The organism is Belliella kenyensis, assembly GCF_022549675.1.
Lineage (GTDB): Bacteria > Bacteroidota > Bacteroidia > Cytophagales > Cyclobacteriaceae > Belliella > Belliella kenyensis.
In genome coordinates this window covers 299539-323353 of record NZ_JAKZGR010000002.1, presented here as the reverse complement: position 1 = coordinate 323353, position 23815 = coordinate 299539, and the positions used below count along the sequence as shown (strand labels likewise).

General features: G+C 35.0%; 26 protein-coding genes. 16 read left to right on the top strand and 10 right to left on the bottom strand.

All coding sequences use genetic code 11. The features are described 5' to 3' along the window. Positions 1-2: 2 nt before the first annotated feature. From MM214_RS03025 to MM214_RS03015, 3 genes are read left to right on the top strand one after another with little or no spacing between them, the layout of a single operon-like run. The gene (locus MM214_RS03025) at positions 3-320 is read left to right on the top strand and encodes a hypothetical protein (protein WP_241291843.1); all 318 of its coding nucleotides are present in this window, start codon (positions 3-5) and stop codon (positions 318-320) included. A 5-nt stretch (positions 321-325) separates the two neighbouring features. Continuing rightward, positions 326-622, top strand: coding sequence for a hypothetical protein (locus MM214_RS03020; RefSeq protein WP_241291841.1), 297 nt, complete (start codon positions 326-328; stop codon positions 620-622). Further along, the gene (locus MM214_RS03015) at positions 619-2223 is read left to right on the top strand and encodes a PepSY-associated TM helix domain-containing protein (RefSeq protein WP_241291839.1); all 1605 of its coding nucleotides are present in this window, start codon (positions 619-621) and stop codon (positions 2221-2223) included. The genes MM214_RS03020 and MM214_RS03015 overlap by 4 nt, the downstream gene beginning before the upstream one ends. 1113 nt (positions 2224-3336) lie before the next feature. On the opposite strand, the gene MM214_RS03010 is transcribed toward MM214_RS03015, so the two are convergent. From MM214_RS03010 to MM214_RS02970, 9 genes are all read right to left on the bottom strand, one after another. Next, positions 3337-3672 (bottom strand): hypothetical protein, encoded by a 336-nt coding sequence (locus MM214_RS03010; protein ID WP_241291837.1) that lies wholly within the window; start codon positions 3670-3672, stop codon positions 3337-3339. Positions 3673-3925: 253 nt separating this feature from the next. Then, positions 3926-5158: a hypothetical protein gene (locus MM214_RS03005; RefSeq protein WP_241291835.1), complete on the bottom strand. Its 1233-nt coding sequence runs from the start codon at positions 5156-5158 to the stop codon at positions 3926-3928. A 17-nt stretch (positions 5159-5175) separates the two neighbouring features. Then, positions 5176-6576 carry a hypothetical protein gene (locus MM214_RS03000; protein WP_241291833.1) on the bottom strand — a complete coding sequence of 467 codons (1401 nt, stop codon included), beginning with the start codon at positions 6574-6576 and terminating at the stop codon, positions 5176-5178. A 192-nt stretch (positions 6577-6768) separates the two neighbouring features. Then, on the bottom strand, positions 6769-7344 hold the full coding sequence (locus MM214_RS02995) for a hypothetical protein (protein WP_241291831.1): 576 nt from the start codon (positions 7342-7344) through the stop codon (positions 6769-6771). Further along, positions 7335-8039 (bottom strand): hypothetical protein, encoded by a 705-nt coding sequence (locus MM214_RS02990; protein WP_241291829.1) that lies wholly within the window; start codon positions 8037-8039, stop codon positions 7335-7337. Before MM214_RS02990 ends, MM214_RS02995 begins: the two co-directional genes overlap by 10 nt. Positions 8040-8193: 154 nt before the next feature. Beyond that, positions 8194-8706, bottom strand: coding sequence for a hypothetical protein (locus MM214_RS02985; RefSeq protein WP_241291827.1), 513 nt, complete (start codon positions 8704-8706; stop codon positions 8194-8196). Further along, a complete protein-coding gene (locus MM214_RS02980) occupies positions 8706-9206 on the bottom strand; it encodes an outer membrane protein (protein WP_241291825.1) in 501 nt (166 codons plus the stop codon). Before MM214_RS02980 ends, MM214_RS02985 begins: the two co-directional genes overlap by 1 nt. A 45-nt stretch (positions 9207-9251) precedes the next feature. Next, the gene (locus MM214_RS02975) at positions 9252-9821 is read right to left on the bottom strand and encodes a hypothetical protein (protein WP_241291823.1); all 570 of its coding nucleotides are present in this window, start codon (positions 9819-9821) and stop codon (positions 9252-9254) included. Positions 9822-9836: 15 nt separating this feature from the next. Then, a complete protein-coding gene (locus tag MM214_RS02970; protein ID WP_241291821.1) occupies positions 9837-10340 on the bottom strand; it encodes a hypothetical protein in 504 nt (167 codons plus the stop codon). A gap of 278 nt (positions 10341-10618) precedes the next feature. On the opposite strand from MM214_RS02970, the gene MM214_RS02965 reads away from it, so the two are divergent. From MM214_RS02965 to MM214_RS02905, 13 genes are all read left to right on the top strand, one after another. Further along, positions 10619-11173 carry an RNA polymerase sigma factor gene (locus MM214_RS02965; protein ID WP_241291819.1) on the top strand — a complete coding sequence of 185 codons (555 nt, stop codon included), beginning with the start codon at positions 10619-10621 and terminating at the stop codon, positions 11171-11173. Beyond that, complete coding sequence (locus MM214_RS02960) at positions 11170-11931, top strand: hypothetical protein (RefSeq protein ID WP_241291817.1); 762 nt, start codon at positions 11170-11172, stop codon at positions 11929-11931. Before MM214_RS02965 ends, MM214_RS02960 begins: the two co-directional genes overlap by 4 nt. Positions 11932-12049: 118 nt before the next feature. Further along, positions 12050-12256 carry a hypothetical protein gene (locus tag MM214_RS02955; RefSeq protein ID WP_241291815.1) on the top strand — a complete coding sequence of 69 codons (207 nt, stop codon included), beginning with the start codon at positions 12050-12052 and terminating at the stop codon, positions 12254-12256. Between the two features lie 475 nt (positions 12257-12731). Next, complete coding sequence (locus tag MM214_RS02950; RefSeq protein WP_241291813.1) at positions 12732-15539, top strand: hypothetical protein; 2808 nt, start codon at positions 12732-12734, stop codon at positions 15537-15539. Positions 15540-15651: 112 nt separating this feature from the next. Further along, the gene (locus tag MM214_RS02945) at positions 15652-17514 is read left to right on the top strand and encodes an O-antigen ligase family protein (protein WP_241291811.1); all 1863 of its coding nucleotides are present in this window, start codon (positions 15652-15654) and stop codon (positions 17512-17514) included. A 25-nt stretch (positions 17515-17539) separates the two neighbouring features. After that, a complete protein-coding gene (locus tag MM214_RS02940) occupies positions 17540-17737 on the top strand; it encodes a hypothetical protein (RefSeq protein WP_241291809.1) in 198 nt (65 codons plus the stop codon). Between the two features lie 78 nt (positions 17738-17815). Further along, positions 17816-18118, top strand: coding sequence for a hypothetical protein (locus MM214_RS02935; RefSeq protein WP_241291807.1), 303 nt, complete (start codon positions 17816-17818; stop codon positions 18116-18118). A 75-nt stretch (positions 18119-18193) separates the two neighbouring features. After that, the gene (locus MM214_RS02930; protein ID WP_241291805.1) at positions 18194-19396 is read left to right on the top strand and encodes a 6-bladed beta-propeller; all 1203 of its coding nucleotides are present in this window, start codon (positions 18194-18196) and stop codon (positions 19394-19396) included. Between the two features lie 479 nt (positions 19397-19875). After that, positions 19876-20109: an HTH domain-containing protein gene (locus MM214_RS02925; protein ID WP_241291803.1), complete on the top strand. Its 234-nt coding sequence runs from the start codon at positions 19876-19878 to the stop codon at positions 20107-20109. A 193-nt stretch (positions 20110-20302) separates the two neighbouring features. Beyond that, the gene (locus MM214_RS02920; protein WP_241291801.1) at positions 20303-21103 is read left to right on the top strand and encodes an O-antigen ligase family protein; all 801 of its coding nucleotides are present in this window, start codon (positions 20303-20305) and stop codon (positions 21101-21103) included. A 558-nt stretch (positions 21104-21661) separates the two neighbouring features. Then, positions 21662-21835, top strand: coding sequence for a hypothetical protein (locus MM214_RS02915; protein WP_241291799.1), 174 nt, complete (start codon positions 21662-21664; stop codon positions 21833-21835). Between the two features lie 99 nt (positions 21836-21934). Beyond that, entirely contained in the window at positions 21935-22285 is a 351-nt protein-coding gene (locus tag MM214_RS02910; RefSeq protein WP_241291797.1) for a hypothetical protein, read from the top strand. After that, positions 22279-23496, top strand: coding sequence for a 6-bladed beta-propeller (locus tag MM214_RS02905; RefSeq protein ID WP_262916572.1), 1218 nt, complete (start codon positions 22279-22281; stop codon positions 23494-23496). The genes MM214_RS02910 and MM214_RS02905 overlap by 7 nt, the downstream gene beginning before the upstream one ends. Here the strand turns inward: MM214_RS02905 and MM214_RS02900 are convergent. Then, a complete protein-coding gene (locus MM214_RS02900) occupies positions 23493-23657 on the bottom strand; it encodes a hypothetical protein (RefSeq protein WP_241291793.1) in 165 nt (54 codons plus the stop codon). The genes MM214_RS02905 and MM214_RS02900 overlap by 4 nt on opposite strands. Positions 23658-23815: the final 158 nt, after the last annotated feature.

Below are 23815 nucleotides of genomic sequence, written 5' to 3'. Positions count from 1 at the left end.
TCATGATTACAATCACGGCTTTGGGTTTCTTACTAAATTACCTTAGCTCAAAAAGAATAGTCATTCCTTCAAATATAAGACTAGTTTCCTGGTCTCAAGATAATCCAATGAAAAGCAGACTGATAGGTGTAAGCATATTGATCATTTCTTTGATTACCCACATCTATCATTTGGGAGTAGGGTCAGGTTCCCTGTCTTTTATTTTGTCACTGATGTTAACAGGTAGTTTGGTAATCTTATTAAGCCCCTTAGAGATCTTTGGTTTGAAGAACCTTTCCTTAATCTTTATTATCAGTTTGAGTTTTGAAACATTGCTTTAATTGCTATGCCCGCAAATAAAAAACACCTTTCATCTTGGCATCAACGTATCCTGAAAATTACAGCAGGTCTTATAGGTGGTTATGGCGTTACGACCTCTTTATTCATAGCCTTATCTTTTTGGCTTGATCATGTGAATATGCTCATGAGTCTTCGATTTGCTGGCTTTCTGTTGTGGGCATTTTTAATGGTATTTGCTTTCCTTTCAAAAAACGCATGGAAGATTTGGGGATGGTATTTGATATTCACCCTACTATTTACATTAGGTATCTATTTAGGACAAACTTATAGCCCCATCTTATGAATATCAGGAACTACAACATTTTATTTCACACCCACACCATCAGTGGTATCATCATAAGTGCTGCACTGTATGTGATCTTCTTCGCTGGTTCTTATTCGTTTTTTAGAGATGATATAGAAGCCTGGGAAAGAAATGAGCCTGCAAAAGAAAGTGTATTCTTAGAAACAGACATCAATGCTTTGGTTGAGAATTTAGCCCTAGATCATGACTTAAAATTCCGTGATATCACACTAAGTCAACATAAAATCAGTCAACGTATCAACGTCAGCCTATCAGCACCAAAGGACACCTTAGATGAATCAAGACAAAGAGGAGCATTCTTTTATATGAACCTTAATGATTACAGCACTTCCGAATACAAGAGTGCTTATACTTTGGGGGAATTCTTATACAGGTTACATTTCTTTGCTCAACTGAATCTGTATGGAAGATCAGGCTACCTATTCGCTGGAATTGTTTCATTTTTTTTCCTTTTTGCGCTGATCACTGGGGTTTGGATACATTGGGATAAAATCATCAGCAATTTCTACCTATTCCGACCAAAGGCCAAATTAAAGAACCTATGGACAGATGCCCATACGGCACTTGGGATCATAGGCTTACCTTATCAATTTATCTTTGCCTTAACGGGTGTCTTCCTAATCATTGGTACAACCGTATTGGCACCTCCAGTGCTCTCTATCATCTATAAAGGTGATCAAGAATCCATGTATGCAGATATGGGCTTTGGCGTTCCTGAATATAAACCCAGTTTCCAAACCCTAGACAATGTACCAGACCTTAATTTCTATGTGGAAGAAGTTCAAAAAAGTTGGGGAGAATTCGAATTACGTTCCATTTCACTCTTTGCTTATGGAGATCAAAACATGCGAATCATCATAGAAGGAGTTCCTTTACCTGCTTCCAAATTTACAGGTAAAGGCAAGGCGATCTTCAAAGCTGGAGACTTGACTCCTGAATACGAAGTTGATCCGTATGGACCAAGCAGTTACTTACAGGGTTCTAATGATGTATTAAGAAAGTTACACTTTGGAGACTTTGGGGGACTAGGTTTACGAATAGTATATTTCATTTTAGGATTAGTTTCCTGCGTGGTCATACTTTCTGGTGTATTGATTTGGTTGGTTGCTAGAGACAAAAAGAGTACACCTGATATAAAAAGGAAATTCAACAAATGGTTAGTATGGATTTACATGGCAATTTGTTTAGGCATGTATCCTGTAACAGCCATTTCATTCCTAGCCGTAAAGCTATCGATGTCAGCAAGTGAATTAAGTCCACTGGAATTTATTTATCATTGGTACTTTTACAGTTGGTTGATTATATCAATCATATTGGTAGCACTGCGAGACAACTTCAAAATCACAAAGTGGAGCATGCTTTCAGGTGGAATTCTCGGCTTGGCCATTCCAATTTCTAATGGCTACCAAACAGGTAATTGGCTATGGAAGACATTTAATAGCGATCAAATTCAAATCTTCACAGTGGACATGTTATGGCTCCTCACTTCAATCTTATCCTTGTGGGTCGCTTTTATGATGCGAAAAAAGGACAATTCTAACGATTCAATCGAACACAATGATTATCAAACTTCCAGCTAAATAATTATTTGATTTTGTCAAATTCAAACCTTTGTATGTCCTAGTCATCCGACAACTTCAAAGATTCTTGTTGAAACTTTGTTAGTTTTTCAGCTCTAAAGGCACTGTGAGCCATACTGCCTTTTGAGGAATGATAAGACCATTTTAAAAGTTTAATCATTCCTTGATGAATAGATCCACTGCCCTATCGGTGGAAAATCAGCGTGCTCAGAAATATTTCAGCCATTTTTTAATGAAATATAAGCTTGATATGCTTCGCATTACGTAGACTTATTTGGATCAAAATAAAGCATACTATTTACGTTTAAATGGGTAGCTTTTTACTTTCTTCGGAATTGGCACACAAATAATCTTAAACTATATAAGACATGTGATTATCCGCATTTACACCACAGGAAGTATTTTATGGAAATAAAAGTTAACCTCTTAACCAATGTCCATTAGTGTCTCTTCCTAAAAAAGGTTCACACTTTAATTTTACTTTTCTCTGTTTTTTGATTGATCACCATGTTATGTACAGCGGTGATTTACCATTTTCCATTTTTCTTATGCATTACAAAAGTCCCTAACTCTTCATCATCTTCCATCTTATTGGTACCCGATCTATTCCATCTGGTGAAAAAAAAGCTCCAAGGCTCCAAAACACATGCGCGACGACGACATCCGCAGTCATAAACTGGATACTTGTGGAAAATTTCTGATACGTAACTTCCTTGAAAATTGACCTATGAAGTGATTCTAGATGCCTTAAATTTTGATCTTGGCCTTTACACCAATGTCCTACAAGGTTTACCCAATTTAGATCTTCTGTTGTTTAATCAGAAAACCTATCAAAATTATGCGTATTCCAAGACTCAATAAATGCATCAATTTGGCCATTTATCTATATTTTATCTTCCTCCCTATCCTGCTGAGCAACAGTCGGAAGGAATTTTAGGAAGATCAATGTGTTTAAAGCAAGGTATTTCATAAATATTGATGTTAATTTTTAGAAACTTAAATATGGATTTTGATTCAATTGGCTCGATTCACTCAAGGCGATTTGGGTAATAAACGAACAATTTTTAAATGATTGAACCATATTTATTTAGGATGACGCCAACCATTCGAGAACTAGTACTTCTCAGCTAACTGTTTAACTAAGGCACTCCAAAACTCAGAAGGTGAAATCGTCATAGATTCTTGAGCATTTATGCCCATTCTTTTTTCTAACTCATAAGTTTTGGCCTTCAGACCAAAACGCTCAGGAAGCGTTGATGATATTGAAATAAAGATCAGGTATTCATCAGACCTTGGAAAATCGATATTAGGCTCAATTGTTTCAAGATAAATCGAATCAACCCTAGCTCTTTTTCTATTTGTGGAATCTTCTGCAGCTGTCCCAAATGTCAGGCAAGAACCATCTTGCTGAGCAATCATATAGTGAATCATTTCATCTCCTTCCCCCATGATGAATGGTCAAACAACATTCGATGGTTACAAGTATTCAGGTAAACCCAGATTTCGCTGGATTTACCCGATTGATCTGAATAATTATAGATCAATACTTTGTCAAAAAAGAGACCTTATTCTATGGAGTCATGGGTGGTAAGGGTGATGTCTTGTGCAAATGATTTTACCTCAATGATTACCAAAATCAATAAAAACTTCCATTTCATGGTTGACCTCCTATTTATAAATTAAACCTTTTGAACAAGTTTCTTTAATTTTCATCAATAACCTCAATAGTGAATGCGATCATTGGACCATTATCTACATCGGTGAAGTAATAAATAGGAGGATCTAAAGAAACACCTATTCTTTTGTTATTCGCATCATGAATGTCGTTTTGGAATTTCTCTTTGTTATTGAGTTTGTTAATTACACCTAGCTCATGCAAATATACTTTTCTATGTTGATTACCAAACACAATGTCTCTTACGGGTAACTTGTGAGACAAGTGTGAATGGGCAGAAATCAATACCCTCTCAGTTTTGCCTTCCAAAGCCGCTCTATTTACTAAAAACTCCCTTTTGAAATCGACTTTAATAATGTGTTCTGGTGTGAAATTATTGATTTCTTTTACCGCAGAAGGATTTACACCCACTCCCTTTTTACTTACCTCTACCAGTTGTTTGTCAGTGTGTTGATATGTGGCTGGTAGTTCTCCATCTTTGGAGAAGTTATAGAACCTTTTGTTTTTACCCCAAGCTAGATTCTTCTTGCTATCATAGTAGAACCTTACACTTTTTGTAGTAGCTCTTCCTTTTGGAATATCAAATACCCTGTTTGGTAAATTTCCTATGCTTTTAATTTCTGTTGTGCCAGATGCGGTTTCTCTATCCGCTCTGATACTGCCTGTTCCATAAAGTGCCAAATCTGGTCTATACACTTTCAATTCGCTCAAAAATTCTTTTGGCCAATCGGCTGTTGAGGGTAAATAGATAAACTTGTAATCAACTCGAATCTTTACAGTTTCATTGCTTTTTTTAGGTGTGACAGCGACATTGGTTGTACTTGTATTTGTGTTTGCTTTTTTCTCTAAAGCATAGACTAATTTTGGTCGAACTCTATTATTGGTTTTGTAATTCGGATTATCAAACAAAGCGAGTTCCGGGTAATCCCTTCCAGTGAACTTTTGAAGTCTTAAGAGTTTAACATTTTTCAAATGATCAGGGACAACTTCCCAGGTGATCGTCGCTTCAATTACACCTTTTGTGATTGTCCCTGAATAAGTTCCCTGAATTCTTGGGTCAAAAAAATTCATTCTCCCGACGACCTTATTGCCCGTTTGGTGCGCGGTAAATATACAGGACTCAGTCCCTCTTATTCTATTATAGCTTCCCGAGAAATTATATTTGTCATCAATGCCATTTTGTTGAATAAAGCTTACCAAACTCCATGATACACCTAATAGGGTCAGGAGAATTAGAAAATTGTTTAGAAGTATTTTCATGATCGTTGTATTTAGTGCTATTGATTAAGTGTGGTATAATCACCAGTTTCGAATCTTATATTGCTTTGAACTGCTATCTGCTGGTTGTTAAATTTGAGTTTTTGGGAAGTTTTGTCAGCTTCGAATTGGTATTTGGTCTTATTGGCCAATTCGATTCTAGAATTAGCTTCCGTGAAACTACCTGTGGTTCCTTGAATTGATTCGATTAGTGTAAATTTCTTAGTAGTCTTATTGAACCTCAGAATTACAGCCCATTTGAGCGTAGATCCACTTCCACTCAATACAGCGTCTGCATCTACGACAAGGTCATTATTGTTCCGAAAGGACACTTTTCTGATGTCGACAGACTCTCCTCTTCTCAGTGGAATACTCCTTTTGGCTACCATATCCCTCAATTCTTGTGGAGAAACTGACCCCTGGAGAATCCCCTCAAGATTGTATATTTCCAACTTATCTGTATTGACAGCACCTGACCTGTGGACTTTAGCTACCATACTCGCATCAGGAGAGATACTAAAAGATATTGGGGCTGATGCTGGATAATTGGTGATCTTTCTAAACTGATTACTGACGGCATTGGGTGGATTTCCTGATAGCTGTATGTACCCAAGCTCTCCCTTATTGTCCAATACCACGTATGTTTTTCCCTGGTTATTTGAGCTAGCATTCCTAAGTGCATCTGATAAATTGTTTCTATTGAATTCACCTTCTACTACATGTAGGTCTGCTCCTCGCGGCATAGTAGCCCTATCCAATGCGGTGACCGTGACATTGCCCACAGGTATCAGTTGAAATTGATGCAAAAAGTACTGATTGGCATTGGGATACCTGTCTCTTACTTCAATGATTCCTTTGTAATCTTTGAATCCAGGTTTTTTCACCTCAATTTCCCAATCTCCCTTGGGTAGAAAAAAATTGTAGGCGCTGTTGATTCCTTTGGTATGAAAATGTAAAATCCCATCTTTCTTGAAATGAACATCATAATTTTCATTGATGATCTTCCAGTCTTTATCATGGGATCTCCCCGTGACTCGGTAGAAGCTTTTTAAGGTAGGCTTGGTTTTATTCATTCTTTTCCCAGTCCAGCTTTCCCATTTTGTAGGTGAATTAAAGGTCCATTCTCCAATGAATTTTTCAGGGTCATTTGGGTCAAATCGAAATTTGAAAACGCCAGTCTTTCTAATGCTATAATTTTCAAAGGTACCTTCTATAAATCTCTTACCGGATGCGTCTACACTGATTCCTCCGTATAGTACACCTACATTTGCATAGTCTCCAAATACCAAGTTGTCTACTTGCTGTAACCTAAGGTCACCATTGGTAGAGGTCCAAGTCCCTGTCCAATCTTGGGCAGCAGCTACATTCATCCCTAGGAGAAAGAGAAAAATGGATGTAAGAAGTTTGATTTGTTTTTGCATGTAGTTTTGATTTGGACTAAGCACAGCAATCCCAGGTGCTCGATAATTAGTATCGAAACGGCGTGAAAATGCTAGGAATAGTTAATGGAAAATATATTGAGATCGAGCAAGGAATTGGGTATAATAGCTACTCCTTTTCCTATTCTCTTATAATTATTTCGCTTTTTGAAATTGGAATGTTTAAAACAATCTTTAATCCTTGAATTGCTGATAAGAAGTAGCCTTAATACAACCAGAGAATGGTAGCCACCTATCTGGAGAGTTCACTTGGTTTTCTTCTCCCAGCTTTCCCTCAAAAGTAAACTCAAAATTAATGTCTGTCCAAGAAATCACTTTCAGTACCCCTTCCATGATCAGCTGTGGCAGGTGCCTCTCATACTTCAGCTGTCCTGGCTCTCGGTCTGCAACCAATTTTGCAAATGCTATAAAAAACACATCATTTTCCTCTGAAAATCCATGAAACAATCCCGGAGAATTGAAAACAAGCTCGTTAGGCTTTCTTTGTGAAATGCCTTTTCCTGCAAAGGTGATGGTAAGATTTTGCCCTTCCTCATCCATCACCGTAAAAAGCAACTGATTGGGATACGCCATTAGCGTAGCATAAGCCATATTAGTTTGGTCAAAAACTATTTCCTCACCTACTTTAAGCTGAGCAAAGTTTCTTTCTATGTTTTGTACTGCTTTATCTTGATCAGTGTCATTTTTCACTTCACGAATAAAAGTATCTGCCGTAATTAAGAGCGCAGCAATAATACATATCAGTTGCATACTGCGGCTACTTTATTTGCCAGCTTTGTGGCAAGTGCTATACTCTTTTCTTCATCGACAGATCCATAAGGCCCTACTTGTGCGCTCAAAGACAGTAAAACTTCGCCCACGACGACGTACACACCAAAGCCCTTCTTGTTGTAAACAGCATAATCAGCTTTTGTATCCAAGGTAATGTATGAATTTTGTTGCATTGACATGACTGTATTTTGGAGGGTCTTATTCGAATTTGCATTGGCATTTTCATCTTTTGACTTCTCAAGTTCTTCATTGATCATTTTGTTCAATTTCTCTACTTCTTCGGGAGTTTTATCCCGGTAAGTATTCTTAGTGAAGTCCACGACCAGATTGGAAATGTCTTTGTTGTTATCATTCCTTTTTAGTCGTAGTTTTTCTGCTGTTTCCATATCATCAAACCCAATGAAATGAACCAGACCATCTTCTTTCCAGGAAAATCTAAACATGTGACGGCGTTCGTAATGGTCGGGAGTAATTTTGTTTCCATTGGCAAGTTCAGAAATCAATTCTTCGGTAAAAAACTTTCCTTTATCTTCACCAGTAAAGGTCATGAGGCACGAATCATCAGCTTTCTTGAAAGTTGAAATGCCTGCTAAATTTTTCTCTTCCGAATTTGAGCCGCACATCGCTGCTGCAAAGAGTAGCAATATATTCAGTGTGATTGCTATTGTTTTCATTTTACTTTATTTAGGTTGCTAAGTGTTAGTATTCAAAATGTTACAAGGGTAAACATACCCATTGAAAATATTCAAAAAAGTAAGTGAAGAGATGTTTTAAAGCTTAAAAAAAGGTCATTGAATTATATAAATTGAATGACCTTTTTTTAAAAGTCTAATTGACTGAGAACTTCCCATTGACTGGAAGTGGCTCCATATCTGGCTCCATAATCCTGACAAACTGACCAGAAAATGAAAACTCACCTGTCAAAAAACCTGTCTTGCCACTTATTGCAGTAGTTTTAATATTTGAGATAGAAATACTGCCTTGAATACTGCCATGATATCCTTCTATATCCTCACCCATTGTATTGATTGTGATATAACTACCAAAATCATCATCTTCAGTTCTGATAGGTAGCACCCTATTCCCATCCATCATTATCAGGAGATTGACTGTCAAATCACCATCAGAAAAACCTACGGTCATCGTCCGGATCATCCCTGACCCAAAATCACTATCCACATAAGCGGCCGTATATTCTCCATCTGGAATGGTTCCACTGAATCTTTGATTGGGAAAGTTTACCTCATAATTATTTGGCTGATCCAAACTGGGAGCTTGATCGCAAGCTACCATCAACACTACCAATCCTATTGCAAGAAATTTATATAGTCGTTTTCCCATCACAGATTGAATTTTACGCCTGCACCAATCACCAATCTGTCAAAATCCCCTAAGATATACTTGATCTCAGCAAAAGGAAGAAAACTCATTCCTATTTCAAAATTTGCTCCTGCACCTATATTGAGGCCTATTCTACCTGCAGAGCTAGAAAAATTTCCAACTCCAGCCATATTAGAACTCACATTTATACTGGTATAGTTAAGCCCTCCAAGACCATAAAAGGTGAGCTTTTCTTCTTCTACAAAAAGGTAGTTCAAGTTCCCATTTAGCTCCCATGCTGATTGTTTGAAGAATCCTTGATCTTTTGGGAAATAAAATGAAAAGCTTGGTGAGATCACCATTTTTGCTGCCACTGGAAGTTCGGCTATAGCCCCTATACCTAAGGACTCAATATTGGATCCGTAGATCAGTTGACCTCCTATCCTTTTGGTATCTTGGGCATGTAGTGTACCTACATATCCCATCAAAGTAAGTGTGAATAAAAGAATTGTTTTTTTCATCTGAGTAAATTTTTAAAATAGTTGAAAATTAAGTTGTGATTGACTTTAGTCGAAATTATTGACAAACTGGAGGCTGCCTGAGATGTCAGTTGTTTCCTCGCTTGATTTATTTCTGAAGGTTCCAGAGAAAGTCATTTTGAAGTCTCTCAAGTTGTAACTCTGGTCCTTGATAATTGGATCTTGGTATACCACGGTTTTGAAGTCCGAGGCCTGGCAAGTGACATTCAAGGATTCAAAATTGGTTGTCTTGTCTCCTTCTACAGCCACTAGCCTGATGTATCCAGTATCGTACTTTGCTTCATCAGGTTGAAAACCGAGTACCCGATCACCATCCCAATAGATTTTAAAAAGTGTATTCGTTGAATAAGACTCAAAAAAAGTCACTGATGATGAAAGTAAATCGCCATTCCCAGCTGTAATGAAGCCCGGTGAGCCAATTGCGATCTGTTTGCTCATGAATTTTTTACCTGCCAATTCCCCAGAGTTTACCGTAAACTCGTAGGCAGATTTTCCATTGTCAGTTGTAGGAGTTGGATCATCGGATCCACAAGATGAAAATACAAGGGTCAAAGCGACCAAAATTAATTTTGAACAATTGATTAGACTAAGTTTCATTGTTTTGATTTTTAATTATTGAACATTGAAAGAAAATATACCTGGTTTGATTTGTCCTTTGTAATCCAAAGGTTTTGCGATAAGCTTCACTTGGTAGCTGCCTTTGGGAAGTTTCCCTGGAGCATCTTTGATCAAAGCTTTTGTCAATTCATTGAAGCTCAAAAGAGAAATAAAATCAAACCCCTCTGTTCCGATGATCATATCTCCTGGAATGTATGGCATAGGATTTCTACTGGCTTTTCCTATCAGCTTACCATTGAAATACACTTCTGTTATGAAGTCAAAAAAGATGATTTCTCTATCATTTTTACTTTTGATATTATCCCCTTGAAAAGAAAAAAGAATTGGATATTTATCTTTTCTGAACTCGACAAACAAATCAATAATGTTATCTGATTTGGTTTCAATTTTGAGTTCAGAAGTTTTCCCAATGGTGATGCCTCCTTTCACAGTTTGAGCTTGAGCAGCGAGTCCATAACAAAGCATAATCGCAAAGAGAAGTAGAGTGGGCTTTTTCATAATTTTTCAATTGATTAAAGACTATTTTACATTTATTCAGAAGTTTCGATCAAGTAATAAGTCCACTTAACACTTTATACACCTATGCAAATGGCAAATTCACAACAATCACAAAAGACTGATTAACTTAACTTTATAGAATATTACAAATGTGATTTGAACAAAATCCAGATAAATTCATACTATTCTTAGCTTAGTTATCATTTAATTAAAAAAGTAAACATCACTTAAAACTTTTATGACTATGTTTACAATTATGCCCATATTAAGACTAAGTAATGATGGATAATAATTTACTGGAACGGCTGTCATTTGGAGACACTACCGCACTTGAAGAGATCTATAGGAAATACAGGGAACCATTCATTCAATTCGCATCAAAGTATCATGCTGACAAAAATCAGATTTGCGATATTTATCAAGATGTTATTATCGCCTTGTTTGAAAAAGTAAAAAAAAAGAAGCTTCAACTAACTACAGGTAGTTTGAAAACTTATATTTTCAGTATGGGTAAATTTATGCTGTTTAGCAGGTTAAAAAAAAATGCCAATACAGAATTCATAGCATATGATAATGATTATTTTGAGGGCTTGGCAGATTATCATGATTTTTTAGATGAGAAAGATCCGCAAGTCATCTTAATAGAGAATGGAATAGCGTCCTTGGGTAAAAAGTGCCAAGAACTTCTTAGGCTTTTTTATTATGAAGAGAAAAAGCTTTCAGAAATTCAAGAAATCCTAAACTATAACCATACCGACGTAGTCAAAAGCCAAAAATCCAGGTGCTTAAAATCACTTAGATCATCAATCGAACTTAATCAAGACAAGATATGAGTAATCATTCTGAACTTATAGATAAATATTTTGAAGGACAGCTTACTGAAAAAGAGAGAATTATCTTTGATGAAATGATGGCATCAGATCAGCACTTTCGGGAATCAGTTGATTTTCAAATCAAAACGAAAAAGGCATTTCAAAATCAGGAAAGGAAATCCCTGAAAAGTTTATTGGGACAAATTGAAGAAGATATTCTAGAATCAGAAAAGGATGTTAAAATTAAAAAAATAAAGTCTCGAAACCTTTGGCCATTCTTGATTGCAGCTGTATTGATTTCGGTAATCGCCATTACCTTCTTTGTCAAAAGAAATATTGTTTCTTCTGAAAATGAATACCCTCAAGATTTCTATGCCTATTACGAAGCTTATCCCAACGTGGTCAAGCCGATCACAAGAGGTGAAGTAATAAACCCAGATGAGCTGGAAAAAGCAGCATTTATGGCCTATGAAAGTCAGGATTTCAAGCTTGCAGATAGTCTATTTTCTATCCTATTAGATCAACAAAAAGAGTATCTCCTTTTCTACAAAGGGATTACAAAAATAGAACTTGAACAATACGATAGTGCCACAACCTATTTTGAAAACTACATCTATTCAGATGGAATGCAGTTTAGAGATCAGGCCAAATGGTATATGGCATTAAGCTACCTAGTCAAAGGTGATTCGATCAAAGGGAAAGAAGAGTTGATAAAACTCAGGAAAAGCAGTGGGTACAAAATGGAAGAGGTTGAACAGTTATTGTTGAGGCTGAAGTAAAATCAATCAGAGTTATTTAATATATTTCCCTTTCGAACGATACATGTAAACACCTATATTTGACGATGATAGATTTCGGGGCAAAACTTTACCTGTTTCGAACCGATTTACAGAAGATGTGATTAAATTAGGCACTCTTTTCCAAGAAATTGAGTCAAAATTGGATAATTCTCGAAATTTAGGATTAAGCAATAGTTTAATGAGTGAGAATGCTTTTTCTGATGACCAAGAAGCAATTAAAAAATGTCTTCAAATGCATGAAATGAAGTATCAGAAAAAAAGAAAATCGAGCAAAAAAAAGGGAAAGGGGTTGAAGAAAAAATGATTTTGAAAAACTAACGCAAATAGATTTAATTGAGTCTATAATGCGTCAAACTAAATATGGAGTGTATACTGTCCCAGCATTTTGTGTCTTAGGAAATTTTGTTTGATGAAAAGGTTTTTTCTCATTAATAATTAATGACTTGAATACAGTAATAATCATTAAAAGGAATTTGCAATTCTTAAAACAGTGCTACACTTCATCGTCTGATATTGTAATCAGAATAAGATTTAAGTAGGTTATAAAATTGAAAAACCAAAAATCGCTCTTTTGATAACATATGCAACGTGACATGTTCTTAACTTTTTGATTTTTTGGAGTCTAACTTCTTATGCTTTACATCACCAGAATCTCATGCTTCCATATATTTTGAAGATAAATTATTTTTCAAAAAACCCGAAAATTATTTAGACTGAAAATATTCTGCAGTCTGGTTTTTTATGTTTGTTAGAATTCACTTTATCAATCAAAATGAAATATGGACTCTAATTATAAACTAATCCATCTGCTTTTATTTTTGATCCTTGCCTCTTGCAAGCCCTGGTCCTCCGAGACGAACAATGCATTAGAACTAGCTGGTGAAAATAGAGAGGAATTAGAAAAGGTTCTAATTTATTATCGAGATATCAATCCTAACCCTTTAAAACTGAAGGCAGCGGAGTACCTGATTGCAAATATGCAGTATCAGTATTCTAAATTAGGTCCAGGTATAGATAGCCTAAATAGAAATTATGAATATGTATATGGAGTGTATAGGGAGAATAGGAATAGTGTGTTTAGGTCTGACTCTTTAAAAAATCAAAGAAGTGCAAAGATTTATGAAGAATTTGACCTATTGAACATGACATCAGATCAAATGATTGCTCTGATTGAATCTGCTTTTGAAACTTATTATCAATACGAATGGGCTCAATTTTATTCCTTTGAAATGTTTTGTGAATATATATTGCCTTATAAAATAGGGCATTCACAAAACATTGACTGGAGAAAGACTGCCAGGTCAAAGTTCGAGGCTTTGGTGAATTATTCGGCACTTATGGAAGAAGGTAATCATCATGAAGCTGAATGGTTTACGACGAATGACGCCAATAAAATAAAAATTGAGGCGGCCTCTGGAGGATATGTACATAACTTAGCTCAGGGCGTTTCAAAGGATCTTGAAATCACTTTTGATATAAAACAAACAGGTACCCAGCTTTTGGAGATATACTACTTCAATGGTCATAAGGATGGCGTAAGCGTAAAGGTAGCAATTGACGATATAGAACATGAAGAACTAATTTTTCCTTCCACAGGAGCTTGGGATAATGTTAATAAGGATGTACCTCCCGTTCGGATTCATACGGAACTGAAAAAAGGAAGCCATACCCTAAAGCTAATGGCAATAGAGAAATTCATTTATTTAGATTATGTAACTACACCAAGAAACTTAAGTCTAGAGATTTCAAATTCAGGACTTCAAGAAGGAAGGTATTACCTGAGCAATAAAACAGGTGAACTAAATATCGACCAGAGTGCATTAAATAATGGCTACCTATTACGCATTAATGCAAATCCAACGAAAAGATCCCCAATTGAAATTATTGAGTCTGGTCAGAATTTTCATCAAATTGTTTTAGGAGGAGAAAATGGTCAATTTATAATTGACGCCGCAGCTACCCCGTCCAGTGACTTTGTACAGACCTATACAAATCATAGAGGAAATAATCAAACTTGGATATTTTACCCAATGGAAAATGGCGGGTATCAGATTCGAAATAAAAGTACAAATAATATCCTAGCCTATAATGAAAATAACAATGAATTGATACAATTGCCTTTAAGTAAGATGCAGGATAAATTCATCTGGAACTTAGAAAAGGTTGAAGAAGATACTCCTTCATCACAAAGAGATCCCTCCAACATGATACTCCGAAAAGCAAGACAAATCAGCAAAGTCACGGATGAGTTTCATTGGTCAGGAACTGTTGTGAGTATTGGTTCCATATCGAATGACCACTTGTTATCATATGCTTATGGTACTTGTGTAGAGGAGACAAATTTTCAAACTATGCTTTTGCGGTCTATGGGTATTGCTTGCGCAGTGGATTTTGTATTCAACTATCCCGAGAGGAATGCAGGACATAGCTGGAGCGTAATCTTTGATGCTGAAGGAAATACCATTCAGAACAATTGCCACAATCCAGTTGGAGCAGGTACATGGGTAGATGTGTTTGCAAAGGGGAAGGTTTATAGAAATACAAATACAATCAATAAGGAAAGCTTGTTTATAAATAACAATGGAAAGGAATCTATTCCTCAAGAATTTATAAATCCTTACTTTATTGATGTGACACCAGAGTATTGTGAAGTAAAGGATATCGAAGTAGCTATTTCTTCCGAACTATCGACTTTGGATAACAGGTATGGCTATTTGATGGTATTTAACAATAAGCAATGGGTAGTGACAGCATGGGGTGAGAAGACACGTGGAGGTAAAGTGAAATTCAAAAACTTGGAAACAAGGGGCATGTACCTTCCTGCATTTTATAATAACGGAAGATTTGAGGCATTCAATACTCCGTTCTATTTTGATTCTCTAGGCAATACCCATCCTGTCAAAGTCTCTGAAAACAAAGAAATGAACCTTGTCCTCAAAAGGAAGTTCCCAAACAGACAAGTCAATGAGACACATCACAAGCTCATCCTTGGAGGAGAATTTCAAGCCGCCAATACAAGGGACTTCAAAGACGCAGTTGTACTTGGGACGATTATGGATGATATGCTCGATCCTGTTTTTCATACTTTTGAAGTAGATATAAAGGGGGGATTCAAGTATTTCCGGTACAAAGGTCCAGAAGGCGGACATTGTAACATCAGCGAGCTTGATTTTTTTGATAAGGCAGGTATGCCAATCAAAGGGACAATTATAGGATCAGAAGGTAGCTTTGAAGGAAGTGAAAGAACGAAAGAAAAAGCCTTTGATGGGGATGTCTTAACCTATTTTGATGCACCAGATCCAACAGGAGGATGGGTTGGGGTTGCGTTGGAATCTCCAAAAGAGATAGGAAGTGTCCGCTTTGCTGCACGTAATGATGGCAATATGGTGGAGCCGAAGGATGAGTACGAGTTGCTATATTGGTCTGGTAGAGACTGGACAAGTCTGGGCGTTCAGGTCGCGGCTACAGATTCCTTAGTCTACAGCAAGGTGCCTGAAAATGGTCTCTACGTATTAAAGAACCATACCAAAGGATGGGAAGAGAGAATTTTCACTTTGGATGATCGTATGCAACAGGTATGGTGGTAGAAATTACATTAAAGATTTTCTAAAAAACAATGGGATTTTCACACTGCAGATTTTTTTCAGTTTGAGGGTGTATTATTGACATATCATTAAGTTCATAAGTATAGATTACAAAATGAATATATTAAGTGTTAAATGGTCAATTGCTTTGATCAAGCAAGTCAACTTAACCAATACTGTCTCAATGGTATTGCTATTTGTTGTATTAGCTTTACTTCCTCTATCTTATAATAAAGAATTGTTTTATGAAACAGAATCAATTAAAACAATTCTTTTTTTCATTTTATTAATCCCATTATCAATAGTTGCATTCTTGAAACATATCCAGAGGAATAGTAATGCAAAATTGACAAAAATTGATTTGACCTTTGGTTTGTTCATTTTCTACCTTTTGATCAATAAAAAATTGATGGGAGATACTCCAATATTTTCCATTCAATATGTAGAGTTAATTAGTTTAGGATTTTATTATTTGTTTATCAGACTACTGGGTGATGAATTGAGGCACAAAGCACTACTTTTTATTGTTGTTGGAGGGCTTATTCAAGCTTTATATGGACAAGCTCAAATTTTGGGTTTGGTAAGCTCTAATCATTCGCTTTTTAAGGTCACAGGAGGTTTTTTTAATCCAGGACCACTTGCAGGGTACTTAGTAAGTTCAATCATTTTGATCCTTTGGCTGATAACAAATAAAGAGAACTTTAAGCGCAATTTGGGAATAGCAAGTAAATCAATTCCAGACTATACGTTTGGTTTATTTTTGATTGTCCTTTTTATGATAGCAATACTAATTTCGACCCACTCTAGGGCAGGCATCTTTTCTATTTTTACCATAGGATTAATTATGTTTTACCAAAAGCAATCAGGTGACCATTTATTTAAGAGATTAAAAAACAAGAAAACATTTACTGGAATAGTTCTCTTCTCATTTTTAAGTATAATAGCCCTAGTTTCACTTTACTTTTTCAATGTTAATTCAGCAGACGGACGATTTTTAATTTGGAAAGTTTCCAAAAGTATGATTTCGGATAACATACTTTTCGGGGTAGGATTTGACAACTTTAGGGCCTACTACATGAATGCACAGGCATTATTCTTTGAAGCAAATTCTACAAGTAAGTTTTCCTGGGTCGCTGATGATGTTGAGTATGGCTTCAATGAGCCTTTAACGTATGTAGTTGAACAAGGAATGATTGGGGCAGTAATCGTCTCCACATTATTTTATCAAGTTATAAATACGCCAAATCTCCAATTCAATCAAGCTGTAAAGCTATCCCTTTTGGGAATACTTATATTCTCTCTTTTTTCCTACCCATTACAAATCCTTCCTGTCAAATTAAATGTTGTGACCTTTATTGCTGTTTTAGCATTTGACTCTAAAGAAGTCTTACTTCAATTTGAAAGAACAAAGCAGTCTAAGCCGATTAGTCACTTAACCACCTCATTGTTATTAATTGCAATTCTATTTTCAATATTTTTTCATATAGATCATAGTCGATTTATAGCAAACAATTACAAAAAATGGAAAATAGCCTTTTCAGCATATCAAGGAGGAGATTTACACCATAGCATAACTACTTTTGAATCTATTCCAAAAATTCTCTTAACTGATTCAAAGCTTTTATTGCCATATGCTAAAGCGTTAGAAAGAACTAATGAAAACCAGAAGTCTAATTTGTATTTACAAATGGCAATGATAAATGGAAACAATAGTCTAGTGATGAACTCCCTAGGGAAAAGCTATCAAAATTTAGGAATGTATGAATTAGCTGAAGAATCATACATGATAGCTGAAAATATGATTCCACATAAGTTATATCCCAAATACCAAAGATTTTTGTTGTACGAGGAATTAGGGCAAGATTCATTAGCTAAAAACTTAGCCATAAAGATCATGCAAATGCCAGTTAAAATAGAATCCCCAGCAAGTGTGGAAATAAAAGAAAAAGTCGAAAAATGGTTGGCAGAAGTCAATTAGAGGTAAACCGAAATAGTGACAAAATATGGAAACCAGATGTAAAACCAGAATGGAATTAGCTAATGAATATGGTGTTGATAGAAAAACATTTCGAAGAATGCTAGAAAGAGTTGGGGTAAATTTAACTTCCGGACTAGTAACACCTACAGAGCAATCACTGATTTTTGAAAAACTGGGAATCCCTGGAAAAATGAAGAAGGGGATACTCAAAATTCCCCATTAATACCCATTATGCCCCATTTAAATTATATTAAACATCGTATTTTTACAGAAACAAACCTTTAACTAAAACAAAAAAGAAATGAAAAACTATGTAAAAACTAGTAAGTGGCTACGCTGGGTGGCTGCTGGAGCATTCTGTTTAATGCTGGTATTGAACATCATGGTCAGTTTGGAGTTCGAAAAGGACAGGGTCTTTCCATCGATTACGTTAATTGAATTGGGGAATTTAGCTATGGCACAGGAGGAGAACGAAGACAAATGTGCAGGTGGCTCTTGTACTTACACACATTATTTTTCGGGTGAAAAACAATGGGATTGCTCTGCTTGCTGTCCCTTTGGTAAATCTCCTCGGTGTGACACAAGTGGATGCCAATGCTGGTAAAAATTAATAAACACCTTTTTACACAGTAAATATTACCATGGGTAAACTTCTTTAGGTTTTAATAATAAGAATAATATGTGCAAAATAAGTAGGGCGATTTATCTTCTGTCTTTTTTTTACTTCTTTTTAGCGATTGGATGCCAGAAAAAAAAGGCTGATGAGGCTAATGTTTATTTTGTAAATCCCCACGATGCAGATAAAGTTACCTTGTTATCGGATTTGGTTGATTCTATTGAATATGTCAAACTTGAAACTAATGAGGAAAGTATCATGGTACGGGTTGGAGAGGTTATCATCAAGAGCCAATACATTTATGCGGTTGATTATGGCCAATCAGCAGTATTAGTTTTTGATAAAAAGGGTAAATTTGTCTCTAAATTAGCCAAATTAGGGGAGGGGCCTGATGAGTATAAGAGATTAGGCCCTGTTTTTGTAAGTGAAGACGAGAAATTCGTGGAAATCATAGATTTTGTAGATGAAAAATCCCGCATTATAAAATATACAAACATTACGTTTGAATTACTGGATGATCATAAATTTATATCTCCCAGGGCCAATTCATGGAAGCGTGAAAATGATATTTACTATTTTGCAGCGCAGCAAAATGATAATATAGTGAATGAGAAAAAAACAAATGGTGATATTGTAATTTCAACAAAAGACGGAATTGAAAAAGTCCTTTTCCACAAAAACATAACAACTAATGGCAGTACTTTTTCCTACAATACAGAAAGTTTTATACAAAACAATGCTGGTGATATTATTGTATCTTTGATGTACAATAATACATTTTTCAAGCTCTCTGAAATGAATGCGGAACCCTTGCTAACAGTTGATTTCGGAAAATATGGGATTGATAATTCTCTAGGGCAAAAAAACACAAATGAACAAAAAGAGTATTTGGAGCAGGATGCAATTGGACTTGCTTTTTTGCCTGTTCTCAATATTTATGAACCTAACCTGATCGCCTTTACCTATAACTTCAAAGATAAGTCTGGAACAATGATGAATCATTACCTCCATTTAAAAGCATCCAATAAAGTTATCCACACAAGTAGAATTGAAAATGATATGACAGGTTTTCCTAAGAATGTATATATATGTTCATTTTCATATTCAATCAAACATTCTCCAACCTATGGAGATTATTTGGTACATGTTGTATTACCAGAATTTGGGATAAAAAAGAGTGGGCAGAATGAAATAGAAGGGATCGGGGTCGTAAATAAAGAGGATAATCCAGTAATAATGCTAATGAAGCTAAAGGAGAAGTATTGACTTTATTGATAAAAAAAGTGTTTAAACAACTGAAAATAAGCATTTTGATGTATGCGCAATCAAGAGAAATATGCTTTTTTTACTTATTACTATTTCAGCATAGTTAATAGCGATCTTGGTTAAATCATATGTATTACTAAAGTGCAAAATATTAGATTAATCATATTTTTTCATGCGTTTTTTTGAGCAAATTAAAACTACTTCTTTTTTCTATTTTATATATTTATAGTAGTCAAAACTTAAACCCCAGGTAACCATGAAGCACTATTATCAAAATCAGCATTACATTTCATTAAAAAACTCAAAGAATAGCCAGGCAGAATCCCATACTTTTCACGTTTGTTGTAATCATACCGATTCAAACTTCAAACATTTTAATTAGCCCAAAAGACAAATTCTTTTAATGCTTTCTACAATTAGCTGACAATTGCTTAGAAAGCCAAATCAAACCTATTGACAAACTATTTAATGAGAAAGTTATGCCGGCAAATTACTTTCTAAGACTCGAATATTTAGATGAGTTGATTAGAAAAAAGGCAACAGGAAGTCCAAAACAATTGGCTAAAAAATTTGATGTGTCAGAAAGGACTATTTACGATTACATCAACATCCTAAGAGAATTAGATGCAGAAATTTTCTATTGTAGTATATGTGAATCCTACATGTACAAAAAACATGGGCTAATTGATTTTAAATTCAGGCCAAATAATTAAGCCTTACACTATTCCTCCTTTGCCTCATGCAAAGGACACCAAGTTAACCTACATGAATAGCTAAAACACGCCCTACAAAAAGTAATGACAATAAATTAAAAAAGTATCAAAGTCCTTTTTCCTCAAGACTTTAAATCAAATTTGTAGTGCGTGCTGAAAAACGCCAACTGGAGAGTAAATTCTTAAAATTTTGATGAATACCCCATTTACTAAGTATTATCTTTTTAAGCAGGTGCAAGCTTATTCAATGATTCAACTTGATTTGCATGCTCCTGAAAATTTCAAAACTCGAAATTTTTGGTCTAGTCACAGGCATACCATCCCTGCATGGCGTTTTGACAGGTTCTTCATTGGGCTCATTCGAAGTATAAGCATGTATCTTCATTTGCCCGCTTTAAACCTGCATGACGGCTATGGCTCTAGGGCAGGAATCTTTTCTATTTTTACCATAGGATTAATTATGCTTTACCAAAAGCAATCAGGTAACCATTTATTTAAGAGATTAAAAAACAAGAAAACATTTACTGGAATAATTCTATTTTCATTTTTAAGTGTAATAGTCCTAGTTTTACTTTATTTTTTTAATGTTGATTCAGCAGACGGACGATTTCTAATTTGGAAAGTTTCCAAAGGTATGATTTCGGATAACATACTTTTCGGCGTAGGCTTTGACTACTTTAGGATCTACTACATGAATGCACAGGCATTATTCTTTGAAGCAAATTCTACAAGTAAGTTTTCCTGGGTCGCTGATGATGTTGATTATGGCTTCAATGAGCCTTTAACGTATGTAGTTGAACAAGGAATCATTGGGGCAGTAATCGTCTCCACATTATTTTATCAAGTTATAATTACGCCAAATCTCCAATTCAATCAAGCTGTAAAATTATCCCTTTTGGGAATACTTATATTCTCTCTTTTTTCTTACCCTCTACAAATCCTTCCTGTCAAATTAAATGTTGTGACTTTAATTGCTGTTTTAGCAACTGTTTAAAACCATAACCACATCATTGTTACTAATTGCAATTCTATTTTCAATATTTTTTCACATAGATCATAGTCGATTTATAGCAAATAATTACAAGAAATGGAAAATAGCCTTTTCAGCATATCAAGGAGGGAATCTACACCATAGCATAACTACTTTTGAATCTATTCCAAAAATTCTCTTAACTGATTCACAGCTTTTATTGCCATATGCTAAAGCGTTAGAAAGAACTAATGAAAACCAGAAGTCTAATTTGTATTTACAAATGGCAATGATAAATGGAAACAATAGTTTAGTGATGAACTCCCTAGGGAAAAGCTATCAAAATTTAGGAATGACATTCCACACAAGTTATATTCCAAATACCAAAGATTTTTGTTATATGCGGAATTAGGGCAAGATTCTTTAGCTAGAAACTTAGCCATAAAGATCATGCAAATGCCAGTTAAAATAGAATCCCCAGCAAGTGTGGAAATAAAAGAAAAAGTCGAAAAATGGTTGGCAGAAGTCAATTAGAAGTTTAATAAAAAGTTAATAAATATGGAAACTAGATGTAAAACCAGAATGGAATTAGCTAATGAATATGGTGTTGATAGAAAAACATTTCGAAGAGTGCTAGATAGAGTTGGGGTAAAATTAACTTCCGGACTAGTAACACCTCCAGAACAATCACTGATTTTTGAAAAATTGGGATTTCCAGAAAAAATGAATAAGAGGATACTCAAAATCCCCCATTAATACCCATTATTCCCCATTATTCCCCATTTAAATCATATTAAACATCGTATTTTTACAAAAACAAATCTTTAACTAAAACAAAAAAAAAAAAAAAAAAAAATGAAAAACTATCTAAAAACAAGTAAGTGGCTGCGTTGGACGACAGCGAGTGCATTCGGTGTGATGCTGGTATTGAACATTATGGTCAGTTTGGAATTTGAAAAAGGCAAATTACTTCCATCAATTACTCTGACAGAATTGGGGAATAGGGCTTATGCGCAGGAAGAAGGCCCCATTTATGATGGCTGCTATGGAAATAATAATGAGGTTAATTTTCATATTTATACGGTAAGAACAAAATTTTGTGGATCAGGCCCATGGGGACAATCAGAAGTACAGTGGGAAGATTGTGATGTTGACATGAATCATTGTTGTCCAATGATGGATTTAGGACCAGAACCATCATGTTAAATAAAAATAATCTATTAATTTCCCTCAAAAAGACATTTCATTCTTTTTGGGGGATTCCCTTATTAATTCTATTGCTCTTCTTTTCTTGTAATAAAAGAAAAAATAATCAGACAATACTAGTTGATTTGAGTAAAGAAATAACTTTGAATTATTCAGATATTTTCGAAGATTTGGAAATTGTAGCACTGGATAATAGTGAGGGTGTTTTGGTAGCTGAAATTAATGACCTTCTAATCACAAATGATAGAATTATTATATTGGATAATAGGTTATCAGAGTCTGTGCATTTTTTTGATATAAAAGGAAAGTTCATTAATTCGATTAGAGCAGACGATGGCCCCCAAGTTTTCACCTACCCAGGGAACTTCGAATTGGTCAACAATGAGGAAGAATTGATGGTAAAAGACTCAAAAAGTTTTAATACTTATTATTATGATTTAAGTGGAAATTTTATTAGACAAGTTTATACCACAGGCTTTGGAGTAAGTTCTCTAGTAAATATCGACAGTGAAATTTATGCTGTTTCAACTTACCAAGATAGCTGGAACAAAAAGGTAGAAATTAGAAATAGTCAAGAACTTTCTCTTTCAAGATTTGTTAATATAGAAGATGAGCTTGAATTTAAACTAATCAATGGACAAGGTTCTTCGATATTTGGGAACAGTCATAATTCATTTTTATATTATATACAATGCTTCCACCCTAAAATCATTGAAATAAAAAATGGTGAAATTATAAGCAGTTACTTTTTTGAATTCTCAAGTTCAAATTTTGAATATGAAAATGGAGAAACTTATCAGATGATGGATGTATATCAAACCATTAAAATGAAAAACTTAAATGCATTAACTGGTAATTTAGTCGCAATGGAACATTACATATTTGCTGATTTTACTTATGGTGGAGACCAATATCTTAGGACGTTTTTGTTTGACACAAAATCCAATCAGAGCTTTGTATTGGAAGGGATGATCAACGATATGGATATAGTCATGAGAAACAGAAGAAGTCTTTACAAATATCCTGTCCGAAATAAACGTTTGGCTTATGCTTATCATCCTTCCGATATTACCTATGCTTTGGGAATTTTTGAAGGAAAGACATCGAATGAACATACAAAAAGGATTCAAGCACTTGATTTGAAAAATGACAATAACCCGGTTTTATTTATTTACACGCTCAAGGAGAAACTACAGCTTAACTTGGACTAATATACTGTAGGATTACAAATTCTTCCTTTGATCCTGAAGTTTGCATGATACCTGTCTTGTGGATACTCTTTTACTCTGGTATAGCCTAGTGGAAAAGGGATAAATGAAATAGAAGGGATTGGTGTTGTAAATGAAGAGGATAACCCTATAATAATACGCATGCTACTTAAAGAGGAGTCTCGAATGTAGGTGGAATCTTACTTTCAAACAATTCCTCCTTGAAAATGCCATGGTCGGAGGGGTACATTTTTAGTCAGATGAAGAAAGTGGTGATACCTCATGTTAGATTGATAACAGAAAAGATTTGTATATTATAGAT

Coding starts and splice junctions, on each gene's coding strand:
- MM214_RS03025 (WP_241291843.1), top strand. CDS start 3: ATGATTACAATCACGGCTTTGGGTTTCTTACTAAATTACCTTAGCTCA.
- MM214_RS03020 (WP_241291841.1), top strand. CDS start 326: ATGCCCGCAAATAAAAAACACCTTTCATCTTGGCATCAACGTATCCTG.
- MM214_RS03015 (WP_241291839.1), top strand. CDS start 619: ATGAATATCAGGAACTACAACATTTTATTTCACACCCACACCATCAGT.
- MM214_RS03010 (WP_241291837.1), bottom strand. CDS start 3,672: ATGGGGGAAGGAGATGAAATGATTCACTATATGATTGCTCAGCAAGAT.
- MM214_RS03005 (WP_241291835.1), bottom strand. CDS start 5,158: ATGAAAATACTTCTAAACAATTTTCTAATTCTCCTGACCCTATTAGGT.
- MM214_RS03000 (WP_241291833.1), bottom strand. CDS start 6,576: ATGCAAAAACAAATCAAACTTCTTACATCCATTTTTCTCTTTCTCCTA.
- MM214_RS02995 (WP_241291831.1), bottom strand. CDS start 7,344: ATGCAACTGATATGTATTATTGCTGCGCTCTTAATTACGGCAGATACT.
- MM214_RS02990 (WP_241291829.1), bottom strand. CDS start 8,039: ATGAAAACAATAGCAATCACACTGAATATATTGCTACTCTTTGCAGCA.
- MM214_RS02985 (WP_241291827.1), bottom strand. CDS start 8,706: ATGGGAAAACGACTATATAAATTTCTTGCAATAGGATTGGTAGTGTTG.
- MM214_RS02980 (WP_241291825.1), bottom strand. CDS start 9,206: ATGAAAAAAACAATTCTTTTATTCACACTTACTTTGATGGGATATGTA.
- MM214_RS02975 (WP_241291823.1), bottom strand. CDS start 9,821: ATGAAACTTAGTCTAATCAATTGTTCAAAATTAATTTTGGTCGCTTTG.
- MM214_RS02970 (WP_241291821.1), bottom strand. CDS start 10,340: ATGAAAAAGCCCACTCTACTTCTCTTTGCGATTATGCTTTGTTATGGA.
- MM214_RS02965 (WP_241291819.1), top strand. CDS start 10,619: ATGATGGATAATAATTTACTGGAACGGCTGTCATTTGGAGACACTACC.
- MM214_RS02960 (WP_241291817.1), top strand. CDS start 11,170: ATGAGTAATCATTCTGAACTTATAGATAAATATTTTGAAGGACAGCTT.
- MM214_RS02950 (WP_241291813.1), top strand. CDS start 12,732: ATGGACTCTAATTATAAACTAATCCATCTGCTTTTATTTTTGATCCTT.
- MM214_RS02945 (WP_241291811.1), top strand. CDS start 15,652: ATGAATATATTAAGTGTTAAATGGTCAATTGCTTTGATCAAGCAAGTC.
- MM214_RS02940 (WP_241291809.1), top strand. CDS start 17,540: ATGGAAACCAGATGTAAAACCAGAATGGAATTAGCTAATGAATATGGT.
- MM214_RS02935 (WP_241291807.1), top strand. CDS start 17,816: ATGAAAAACTATGTAAAAACTAGTAAGTGGCTACGCTGGGTGGCTGCT.
- MM214_RS02930 (WP_241291805.1), top strand. CDS start 18,194: ATGTGCAAAATAAGTAGGGCGATTTATCTTCTGTCTTTTTTTTACTTC.
- MM214_RS02925 (WP_241291803.1), top strand. CDS start 19,876: ATGCCGGCAAATTACTTTCTAAGACTCGAATATTTAGATGAGTTGATT.
- MM214_RS02920 (WP_241291801.1), top strand. CDS start 20,303: ATGAATACCCCATTTACTAAGTATTATCTTTTTAAGCAGGTGCAAGCT.
- MM214_RS02915 (WP_241291799.1), top strand. CDS start 21,662: ATGGAATTAGCTAATGAATATGGTGTTGATAGAAAAACATTTCGAAGA.
- MM214_RS02910 (WP_241291797.1), top strand. CDS start 21,935: ATGAAAAACTATCTAAAAACAAGTAAGTGGCTGCGTTGGACGACAGCG.
- MM214_RS02905 (WP_262916572.1), top strand. CDS start 22,279: ATGTTAAATAAAAATAATCTATTAATTTCCCTCAAAAAGACATTTCAT.
- MM214_RS02900 (WP_241291793.1), bottom strand. CDS start 23,657: ATGCGTATTATTATAGGGTTATCCTCTTCATTTACAACACCAATCCCT.